The organism is Micromonospora orduensis (assembly GCF_006228125.1).
In the GTDB taxonomy this organism is placed as follows: Bacteria; Actinomycetota; Actinomycetes; order Mycobacteriales; family Micromonosporaceae; genus Micromonospora; species Micromonospora orduensis.
Genome location: NZ_VDFY01000301.1, coordinates 1 through 9,854, shown reverse-complemented (window position 1 = coordinate 9,854; position 9,854 = coordinate 1). Strand labels below are relative to the sequence as shown.

Here is a 9,854-nt window from a genome sequence, read left to right as displayed (position 1 = left end):
GCACGAATGTGATTCTGCCTTCCCCCTGCGACAGGAAAACGGGTCGGTGCGTCGGCCGGACGCTCGGTAGCGTGGTCAAGTGCCTCCCCAGATCCCGCACTCCGAGCCCGGCACTCCCGACACTCGCGGTCCCATGCGGTACCTGTGGTGGCTGGTCCGCTGCCAGCCAGGGCGCGTGCTGCGCGGCAGCCTGCTCGGCACGGCCTGGATGGTCGGGCTGGCGGCCCGGCCCTACCTGATCTCCCGGGCCGTCGACGACGGGCTGCGCGCCCGTGACACCCGGGCCCTGCTCTTCTGGGTCGCGGCCATCATCGTGGCGGGAATGGCCCTGTCGTACCTGGGCATCATGCGACACCGCACGATGACCTTCATCCGGGAGGACGCAAAGGCCCGTTCGGCGGAGGTCCTGCTTCGTCACCTGTCCCGGGTCGGGGCGGCACTGCCACGCCGGACCGCCGCCGGTGAGGTGGCCACCGTCGGTGGCTCCGACATCGACTGGTCGGCGCAGGTGCTGACGTTGACCGGGCCGGGGGTCGGCGCGGTCGTCGCGTACGGGGTCGTCGCCGTGGTGCTCTGGTCGATCTCCCCGATGCTCGCGCTCTGCGTGCTGGTGGGGGTGCCGGCGGTCGGGCTGGTCGTCGGCCCGCTGCTGCGTCGACTCGAACGGGCCGAATCGGTCTACCGCAAGCAGCAGGGCGCGCTCACGGCCCGCTCCGGCGACATCGTGGCCGGGCTGCGGGTGCTCGCCGGGGTGGGCGGCCGGGACCTCTTCGCCCGCCGGTACGCGGACCGCTCGCAGGACCTGCGCGCCGAGGGGTACCGGGTCGGTGCCGTGGTGAGCTGGATCGACGCGGCGACGGTCGCCATCCCCGGCCTGTTCCTGGCGGCGGTGGTGTGGTTGACGGCCCGGATGGCGGTCGACGGCACCGTCACGGTCGGCGAACTGGTCGCCGTCTACGGCTACGTGGCGAGCCTGATCGTGCCGGTCTGGTTCCTACTGGAGGGCAGTTACCAGCTGATCCGCGGCCGGGTCGCCGCCCGGCGGATCGCCGACCTGCTGAACGTGCCACCGGACGACGTGGGCGGGCCGGGTCGCCGGTGGCCGGGCGCCGTCCCGGACGCGCGCCACCCCGAGGTCGTGGCCGCACCGGCCGGCCCCGCCGACCTGCACGACCCGGTGACCGGGCTGACCGTACGCGCCGGCCGGCTGACCGGCGTGGCCGCCGACGACCCGGCGGCGGCCGTGGCGCTGGCCGACCGGCTCGGCCGGTACGTCGCCAGCGACACCACCTGGGGCGGCGTACCGCTGAGCGGGATCGCCCTGGACGAGGTCCGCGCCCGGATCCTGGTCGCCGACCACGACTCGTACCTCTTCGCCGGGACACTGCGGGACGTCCTGCGCCCCGGAGTCGACGACGAGCGGATCGGCGCCGCCCTGCGGACCGCCTCGGCGCAGGACGTCGTCGACGCCCTGCCGGCCGGACTGGACACCCCGCTGGACGCCCGGGCCCGCACGCTCTCCGGGGGTCAACGCCAACGGGTACGCCTGGCCCGCGCGCTCCTGGCCGAGCCGGAGGTGCTGATCCTGGTCGACCCGACCTCGGCGGTGGACGCGCACACCGAGGCGCGGATCGCCGAACGGCTGCGGACCGCGCGGGCCGGGCGGGCCGGGCGGACCACCGTGCTGATCGCCACGTCGCCGCTGCTGCTCGGCCGGGCCGACGAGGTCGCGTATCTGAGCGGGGGCCGGATCACCGCCGTCGGCACCCACGCAGACCTGCTCGACCGGGATCCGGACTACCGGCACCTGGTGGCCCGGGGCAGCGACGACCCCGTCGCCGAGCGGCCCGCCGACGCCGAGGAGGCGTACCGGTGAGCCGGCTGCCGGTCGCCGACCGCGGCACCGTACGCCGGGCGCTGCGGGAGATGATCAGCCGGCATCGCCGCGCGGTCGGCGTCGTGCTGGCGCTGCACAGCGCCGCCGCGGTCGCCGGGCTCGCCCCGCCGTGGTTGCTGGGCACCATCGTCGACCGGGTCACCGCCGGCGCGGGCGTGGCCACTGTGGACCGGTTGGCGCTGGCCATCGCCGGCTGCGTCGTGGTCAGCGCGCTGCTCGCCCGGTTCGCCCAGTACGCCGGTCACCGCTTCGGTGAGCGGGCCGTCGCCGAGCTGCGCGAGCAGTTCGTCAGCCGGACGCTCGGGTTGCCGGTCTCGGTGGTCGAGCGCGCCGGTTCCGGTGATCTGGCGACCCGCAGCTCGGTCGACGTGGCGACGGTCGGGACCACCGTCCGCGACGTGGTACCCACCATCGTCATCGCCTCGGTGCAGTTGACGTTGCTGTTCGGTGCGGTGTTCCTGCTGCACCCGGTGCTCGGGCTCGCGGCGCTGGCCGGGATGCCCTCGATCGTGGCGGTGACCAGGTGGTATTTGCGCCGGGCCAGCTCGGCGTACCTTGCCGAGGGGGCGGCGGCGGCCGAGTTGACCGAGACGTTGACCAGCACCGCCGAGGGCGCCCGTACGGTGGAGGCGCTGCGGCTGACCGACGACCGGATCCGGCACGGCACCACCCGCGTCACCCGGGTGTGGCGGGCCCGGCGGGCGACCCTCGCGCTGCGGACCGTGTTCTTCTCGGTGGTGGAGGCCAGCTACCCGCTGCCGGTCGCCCTGGTCCTGCTCGTCGGCGGTTACCTGCTCACCCGGGACATGGTCTCGCTCGGCGCGGTGGTCGCCGCCGCGCTCTACCTGCAACAGGCCATCGAGCCGCTGGACCGGCTGTTGCAGTGGACCGAGCAGGCGCAGCGCGGCTTCGCGTCGTACGCCCGGGTGCTGGGCGTCGGCCTCGTACCGCCCGAGTCGTCCGGCGGCACGGCCAGTTCGCGGGGCGAGCGGCTCGTCGTCCGTGGGGCGCGGTTCTCCTACTCCGGCGGGCACGACGTGCTGCACGGCATCGACCTGGAGGTGCGGCCCGGTGAGCGGCTCGCCGTGGTCGGCCCGTCCGGCGCCGGCAAGTCGACCCTGGCCCGGCTGCTGGCCGGGATCGACGCACCACGCCGCGGCGTGGTCAGCATCGGCGGCTGCCCGATCACCGACCTCGACCCCGCCGAACGTCGGCGGCGGATCGCCCTGGTCACCCAGGAGCACCACGTCTTCATCGGTTCGCTCCGCGACAACCTGTCGTTCGCCGCACCCGACGCGACGGACGACCAGATGCTCGCCGCGCTGCACACCGTGGGCGCCGACTGGTACGCGGAGCTGCCCGACGGGCTGGACACCGCGCTCGGCGACGGCGCCCGGCAACTCGGCGCGGCCGAGGCCCAGCAACTGGCCCTCGCCCGGCTGGTGCTGGCCGACCCGCACACCCTGATCCTGGACGAGGCCACCGCCGCCCTCGACCCGAGCACCGCCCGGCGTACCGAGCGGGCCCTCGCGGCCGTACTGGTCGGGCGGACCGTCATCGCGATCGCGCACCGGCTCAACACCGCGCACGACGCCGACCGGGTCGCCGTCCTGGCCGACGGCCGGATCACCGAGATCGGCAGCCACGATGATCTCGTGGCTGCCGACGGGGCGTACGCGGCACTCTGGCACTCCTGGCACACGCAGGCCGACGAGCGCCCGCGGTGACCGGGGCTACTTCACGGCGCCGGAGGTGAGACCGGCCTGGATCTGGCGTTGGAAGACCGCGTACACGATGATCATCGGCAGGATGGCGATGGTCAGCGCGGCGAACAGCCCGGACCAGTCGGCCTCGTAGCCGGCGTTGACCGAGATGTCGGCGATGCCCTGGGTGAGCACCCACTTGTCCTTGGCGTTGGAGAGCAGCACCAACGGCAGCTGGTACTGCGCCCACTGGCCGATGATGTTGAAGATCGCCACGCTGATCAGGCCCGGCTTGGCCATCGGCATCATCACCTGGAAGAACAGCCGGGTGTGCCCGCAGCCGTCGATCATCCCCGCCTCGGCCACCGACGACGGCAGCGTCTTGAAGAACGCGGCCAGGAAGAACACCGTGAACGGCAACGAGTAGGCGATGTAGACAAGCACCACACCGGTGTGGGTGTCCAGCAGGCCCAGGTTCTTCACCACGAAGAACAGCGGCACCAGGGCCAGGAACACCGGGAACGCCAAACCGGAGACGAACAGGTAGTAGATCGCCCGGTTGCCCCAGAACTTGTACCGGGCCAGCACGTACGCGGCCATCGAGCCGAGCAGCATCGTGCCGAACGTGCTGCACGAGACCACGAGCACGCTGTTGAGGAAGTACCGACCGACGTTCGCCTTGGTCCAGGCCCGGCCGAAGTTCTCCCAGCGCAACTCCGCCGGCAGCGTCCACGGACTGCTGAAGATCTCGCTGGTGTTCTTGAACGCGGCGAGGAAGGTCCAGAGGATCGGCACGATCACGATCACCGCCCACACGGCGAGCGCGACGTGCCCCAGGCCCGCGAAGAGCCGTACCTCCGAGCGGGGGCCCTTGCGCCCCCGCCCGGCCGGGGCGGACGGGTCACCGGTCTTCGGCGGCAGCGCCGCCGGAGTCGGCGGCAGCGTCGACTGCGGATTCATCAGTACTCCACGCTTTCCCGCTTGCTGAGCCGCAGCGTCAACGCCGCGAAGGTGAGGGTGAGGAAGAACAGCGCCACGCCCATCGCCGAGGCGTAGCCGTACTTCGAGTAGACGAACGCGTTGCGGTAGATCTCCATGGCCAGCACCGTGGTGGCGCCGTCCGGGCCGCCACCGTCCACCGAGAGCACCGCCACGATGGCGAACGCGTCGAACGCCGCGATACCGAGATACACCCAGGCCACCTGGAGGGTGTCCCACAGCAGCGGCAGGGTGACCCGGAAGAACAGGGTCACCTTCGACGCCCCGTCCATCTCGGCGGCCTCGTAGATCTCACCCGGGATGGAGGCCATCCCGGCCGAGAAGAGCACCACGTAGAAGCCGACCGCCTGCCAGACCAGCACCGCGATGATCGACCACAGGGCCAGGTTCGGCTTGACCAGGAAGAGGATCGGCTCCATGCCGAACTTCATCAACACGCCGTTGATCAGGCCGGACTCGTTCGGCCGGTACACCATCTGGAACAGCACCGCGATGATGGCCACCGCCAGGACCTGGGGGAAGAAGAACACCACCCGGTAGAACTTCGACCCCCAGACCCCCTGGCGTTGACCACCGCTGCTCTTGCCGCCCACGTTCAGCAGGAACGCGAAGAGCAAGGCGATGGCGATGGTGATCAGCGGCAGGGCAAGCAGCAGTACGCCGTGGTGCTGGACCGCCTTCCAGAAGGCCCCGTCATCGAGCAACCTCCGGTAGTTGTCGAAGCCCACCCACTGCGGGGCGGACAGGCCCCGCCAGTTGGTCATCGAGATCTGGAACGCCTGCGCGTACGGCCAGATCACGAATGTCACGTACAGCGCGACCGGGGCGAACAGGAACCCGATCACGAATGGATACTTGCCGTGCCGCATGACCCTAGCTCCGATCGATCAGCGCTTGAACTTGGTGACGGAGCTGTCCTTCTTGATGGCGTCGGCGCGCTTCTGGATCCGCTCCACGAACGCGTCCGCCTTGATCCGGCCGAACATCAGCTCGTTGGTGGCGGTACGCGCCTCCGTGTCGAGCTCCTTGTACCAGTTGTCGAAGAGCATGTTGAACACGTCCTGGCCGGCCGCCTTCAGCGCAGCCTGCGCGCTGGCGACACCCGGCGGGAACTGGAAGCCCTCGCTGCCGGCCGGCACCACGGTGGCCGCACCGACGGTCTCGGTGAAGCCCCGGGCACCCGCCTTGGAGAGCATCTGGCGCATGTACTCCATCCCGCCCCGCGGGTTCTTGCTCTTGGACGAGACGAAGTATCCCTCGCCACCGGCCGCGCGGATAGCGGTCGCCGGCAGCTTGTCCGACGCGGTGAGGCTGGGCACCGGCATGAGCTGGTAGGTGAAGCCGGCAGGCGTGTCCTTCTTCTGCTCGTTCTCCAGCCAGTCGCCGGACGGGTAGAAGGCGACCTTGCCCTGGTTCTGTCGCAGCTGCACGTCGGTGTGCTTCAGGCCCTCGAAGCTCTTGTCCGAGTACTTCGCGCCGATCTCGGCCCACGCCTCGGCGGCCTGCTTGACAGCGTCCTGCTTCCAGGCGCCGTCCTCCAGGTTGTCGATGTTCTTCAGGACGTCGGCGCCGCCGATCTTCGCGGCCTGGGTGAGGATCACGTTCCACTGGTAGTAGGCCGCGTTCGCCCCGGCGTAGCCGTACGGGGTGATGCCCTTGGCCTTGATCTGCTCGCAGAGCGCCATGAACTGGTCGAAGTTGGTAGGCGCGGTCCAGCCGTTGTCCTTGAAGAGCTTGCCCGAGTACCAGATGCCGTAGACGGTCGACACGTAGTACAGGACGAACGGCTTGCGCTGCCCGTCGGCGGTGCTGAACATGCCCTGCTCGACGACACCCGGGATGATGGTGTCGCGGACCTTCTTGCTCGGGTCGTCGACCGACGGCGCGTCCCACAGCTCGGTGAGGTCCTGCAGCTGGCCGTCGTTGACGAGCGCACCGAAGTCGAGGAACTTCTCGCCCGAGTTGTTCACGAACTCCGGCGGGTTGCCGGACGCGAACCGCGGCTGGAGCACTGTGGAGACCGCCTGGGTCGCCTGGTGCTTGACCTCGGACTTGGGGAACGCCTTCTTGTACAGCGGCTCGTGCACGTCGGTGGCGTACTTCTCGCCGTACCCGCCGTTGAAGATGACCACCTCGATCGGGGCGTCCTCCTTGACGCCCAGCGGGTTCTTCTCGCTCTTGGTGCCACCGGCGACCTGCTCGTTGTCGCCGTCGCTCCCGCTGGTGGCGCAGGCCCCCAGCAGGCCGATGGCCGGAGTGGCGAGCACACCCACGGCGGCGGCGCGACGCAGCACCGTGCGACGGTCGAGTGCGGCCGGGTGTTCGGGGGTAATCGACATCGTCGTCTCTCCTTGTGGAATTTCGGGTCAGGCGGTGCGCCGGAGACGCCCGGCGTACCGCGACTCGAGGGCGATGTTGTGCTCGTCCCCGCCGGGGACGTTGGCGGAGAGGTAGATAGGGGGTACCTCTCCCGCCTGGTGGAACCGTCGTACGACCTCCGCGGTCAGCAACTGCGCCAGCAGCGCCGTGGTGACCGAGGAGACCGCACAGACCGCGCCGCCGCCCTCGAGCGGCAGCAGTGCATCGCCGTACGGCGCGCCGTTGTCCAGCACGACGTCGGCGAGGTCGGCGAGCCGTTGACCGGACGGGTGCCGTGGGGCGACCCGTGCGGTGTGCTCGACGGAGGTGACCGCGATCAACGGGTGACCGCGCTCGGTGACCAGCGCCGCCAGCTCGACCACCGAGCCGTTGATGCCGGACTGGGACGCCACCACGAACACGTCGCGAGGCTGCGGCGCCGCGAGCGCGTAGATCTGGTGGGCGATGGAGGGGTCGCGTTCCAGCTTGGGGTCGGCGAGCACGTCGCGCGGGGCGTCACCGTGCACCACGAGGTCCCGTACCGAGAGCCGGTTGGTGGGGACCAGCCCACCGGCGCGGGCGACCAGTTCGGCGGCGAACGCCTCGGAGTGCCCGGCGCCGAACGCCTGGAGCACGCCACCGGCGCGCAGGCTGGCGGTGATCAGGTCGGCGGCCCGGGTGATCCCGTCGGCCTCGGAGTCGAGGAGCCTGTCGAGCACCGGGCGGACCGCGTCCGCGTACCCCTGGGCGCTGATCATGTGAGGATTCCCTTCGCGGCCTTGTGCCCGTCGACGGCCTGCGCGGTGCGCTGGAAGGCCGCGTGGGCGCGGTCGTGGGTGCGCTGCGCGACGGCGATGTAGAGCAGGTCGAGCACCACCAGTTGGGGGTGCCGGGCGGAGAGCGCGTCCGGCCGGAAGGTCGTCGCCTGGCTGGCGGTGAGCAGCACGATGTCGGCCAGCTCGGCCAGCGGCGAGCGGGGGAAGCCGGTGAGCGCGATCGTGGTGGCGCCCCGGCTGCCGGCCTCGGCGAGCATCTCGATCGTCTCGCGGGTCTGCCCGGTGTGCGAGATGCCCAGGGCCACGTCTCCGGCGCGCAGCAGCGCGGCGCTGGCCAGCCCTTCGTGCACGTCGTTCCAGGCCCAGGCGGCCACCCCGATGCGGTGCAGGCTGAACTGCATCTCCTCGCCGACCAGCGCGCTGCCGCTGGCGCCGAAGATGTTCACCCGACTCGCGCCGGCGATCGCCACAGCGGCCCGTTCCACCTCGGCGAGGTCGAGCAGCGCGGCGGTGTCGTGCATGGCCCGGGTGTCGGCGGCCATGATCTGGTCGAGCACCCGGGCGAGCGGGTCGCTGGGCTGGATCTCGCGTCCGATGTCGACGGTCCAGCCGGCGGAGCGCGCCCGGCCCGTCTCGGAGGCGATGCCGAGGCGCAGGTCGGCGTACCCCTCGAAGCCCATCGCCCGGCAGAACCGGGTGATCGTCGCCGGTGAGGTGCCGCTGCGCTCGGCCAGCTCCACGATGGTGGATCGGGCGGCGGCCTCCGGGTCGCTGAGAACGTGCTCGGCGACGCGGCGCAGCGCGCCGGTCAGCTCGGCGAGTCCGTTGCGCACCCGGGCCAGTACCCCGTCGGAGGGTGAGTTCCTCCGGTCGGTCACGTGGGCGTCGACCACCGCGGTCCCCGCGACGGTGTCCACCTCGTGATCAACCATGGGTCGCCTCACCTTTCCGAAAAGACTGTTAACTGTTAGTGGTAAAAGTTCTTACTGAACGGCCCTCTGTGTCAAGACTGTGGGCGAAGTTTTCAAACTGTTACCTGGCGCACCTCCCTCCACGCCAGGCCGAAGTTGCCCTACGCGGCGCCGCCGACCAGCATGAACAGGCCCAGCACCGCGCAGCGCAAGGAGGCCCGTGCCGATGTCCGACACCGTCGTGGTCGGCCTCGACGTCGGCGGTACGTCCACCCGGGCGACCGCCCTGACCCTCACCGGCGACCGCCTCGGCACCGGACGCGCCGGCGGTGGCAACCCCACCAGCCACGGCGCCGAACGGGCCGCCGCCGAACTGTTGACCGCGCTGCGCGCCGCACTCGCCGACGTCGACCCCACGCGGGTGGCCGCCGGCACCATCGGGCTGGCCGGCGCAGCCCGAATCCTCGCCGACCCCGCTGGGCGCGCCGCCTTCGACCGGGCCTGGCACGACGCCGGCCTGCGCTGCCCGTACGCCGTGCACGGCGACGCCCTCGTCGCGTACGCCTCCGGCGCCGCCGAGCCCGACGGGACGGTCCTCATCGCCGGCACCGGGGCGATCACCGCGCAGGTCGTCGACCTGCGACTGGACCGCGTCGCCGACGGCCACGGCTGGCTGCTCGGCGACGCCGGGTCGGGCTTCTGGCTTGGCCGCGAGGCGGTCCGCCGGCTCCTCGCCGACCTCGACGCCGGCCACACCCCCGGCGCGCTGTCCACGGCGGTGCTCACCGAACTGATGGGCAGCGCCGACATCGCTGCACGCCCCCGCGACACCGTGGACGCCACGATCCAGGCCGTCACCCGACGGCCCCCCGTCGAACTGGCCCGACTCGCGCCGCTCGTGGTCACCGCCGCCACCGACGGCGAACCGGTCGCCACCACGCTCATCGCCGAGGCCGCCGCGCACCTGGCGTCCAGCGTCAGCCGGATCCGCGCGACCGGAGCCGCCACACCCGTCGTGCTCGGCGGCGGACTACTCACCGCAGACACCCCGCTCGCCACCGCCGTCCGGGCCGAGATCGGCCGGCACTGGCCACACGCCCCGTTACGCACCGCCGGTGACGGGGCCGCCGCGGCGGCCTGGCTCGCCGCCCGCGAACTGCCCGAGGTGACCGACCCGGCCACCCTGCACGCCCGCCTCTTCCCCGCCCCC

The 9,854-nt window shown here is 71.5% G+C and carries 8 protein-coding genes; 3 read left to right on the top strand and 5 right to left on the bottom strand.

Features of this window, described 5'->3' with window-relative positions:
- The first annotated feature begins 133 nt into the window (after positions 1 to 133).
- Both FHG89_RS31695 and FHG89_RS31690 read left to right on the top strand, forming a co-directional pair.
- Positions 134 to 1,876 (top strand): ABC transporter ATP-binding protein, encoded by a 1,743-nt coding sequence (locus FHG89_RS31695; protein ID WP_244296049.1) that lies wholly within the window; start codon positions 134 to 136, stop codon positions 1,874 to 1,876.
- 50 nt (positions 1,877 to 1,926) lie between these two features.
- Entirely contained in the window at positions 1,927 to 3,624 is a 1,698-nt protein-coding gene (locus FHG89_RS31690) for an ABC transporter ATP-binding protein (RefSeq protein ID WP_244296051.1), read from the top strand.
- Positions 3,625 to 3,630: 6 nt separating this feature from the next.
- Here FHG89_RS31690 and FHG89_RS31685 read toward each other — a convergent pair whose 3' ends face one another.
- Genes FHG89_RS31685 through FHG89_RS31665 form a run of 5 tightly spaced genes read right to left on the bottom strand, consistent with a single transcriptional unit; the run spans position 3,631 to position 8,665 of the window.
- Positions 3,631 to 4,560 (bottom strand): carbohydrate ABC transporter permease, encoded by a 930-nt coding sequence (locus FHG89_RS31685; RefSeq protein ID WP_139588060.1) that lies wholly within the window; start codon positions 4,558 to 4,560, stop codon positions 3,631 to 3,633.
- Entirely contained in the window at positions 4,560 to 5,468 is a 909-nt protein-coding gene (locus FHG89_RS31680; RefSeq protein ID WP_139588059.1) for a carbohydrate ABC transporter permease, read from the bottom strand. The genes FHG89_RS31685 and FHG89_RS31680 overlap by 1 nt, the downstream gene beginning before the upstream one ends.
- 18 nt (positions 5,469 to 5,486) lie before the next feature.
- Positions 5,487 to 6,938: an N-acetylglucosamine/diacetylchitobiose ABC transporter substrate-binding protein gene (gene ngcE, locus FHG89_RS31675; protein WP_139588058.1), complete on the bottom strand. Its 1,452-nt coding sequence runs from the start codon at positions 6,936 to 6,938 to the stop codon at positions 5,487 to 5,489.
- A gap of 27 nt (positions 6,939 to 6,965) precedes the next feature.
- Positions 6,966 to 7,715 carry a sugar isomerase domain-containing protein gene (locus FHG89_RS31670; RefSeq protein WP_139588057.1) on the bottom strand — a complete coding sequence of 250 codons (750 nt, stop codon included), beginning with the start codon at positions 7,713 to 7,715 and terminating at the stop codon, positions 6,966 to 6,968.
- Positions 7,712 to 8,665, bottom strand: a complete 954-nt coding sequence (locus FHG89_RS31665) for a MurR/RpiR family transcriptional regulator (protein WP_139588056.1) — start codon at positions 8,663 to 8,665, stop codon at positions 7,712 to 7,714. Before FHG89_RS31665 ends, FHG89_RS31670 begins: the two co-directional genes overlap by 4 nt.
- Before the next feature lie 205 nt (positions 8,666 to 8,870).
- Between FHG89_RS31665 and FHG89_RS31660 the strand changes: the two genes are divergently transcribed.
- Positions 8,871 to 9,854, top strand: a 984-nt coding sequence (locus tag FHG89_RS31660) for an N-acetylglucosamine kinase (RefSeq protein ID WP_139588055.1), incomplete at its 3' end; no start/stop codon positions are given.

Coding starts and splice junctions, on each gene's coding strand:
- FHG89_RS31665 (WP_139588056.1), bottom strand. CDS start 8,665: ATGGTTGATCACGAGGTGGACACCGTCGCGGGGACCGCGGTGGTCGAC.
- ngcE (WP_139588058.1), bottom strand. CDS start 6,938: ATGTCGATTACCCCCGAACACCCGGCCGCACTCGACCGTCGCACGGTG.
- FHG89_RS31695 (WP_244296049.1), top strand. CDS start 134: ATGCGGTACCTGTGGTGGCTGGTCCGCTGCCAGCCAGGGCGCGTGCTG.
- FHG89_RS31670 (WP_139588057.1), bottom strand. CDS start 7,715: ATGATCAGCGCCCAGGGGTACGCGGACGCGGTCCGCCCGGTGCTCGAC.
- FHG89_RS31690 (WP_244296051.1), top strand. CDS start 1,927: ATGATCAGCCGGCATCGCCGCGCGGTCGGCGTCGTGCTGGCGCTGCAC.
- FHG89_RS31680 (WP_139588059.1), bottom strand. CDS start 5,468: ATGCGGCACGGCAAGTATCCATTCGTGATCGGGTTCCTGTTCGCCCCG.
- FHG89_RS31685 (WP_139588060.1), bottom strand. CDS start 4,560: ATGAATCCGCAGTCGACGCTGCCGCCGACTCCGGCGGCGCTGCCGCCG.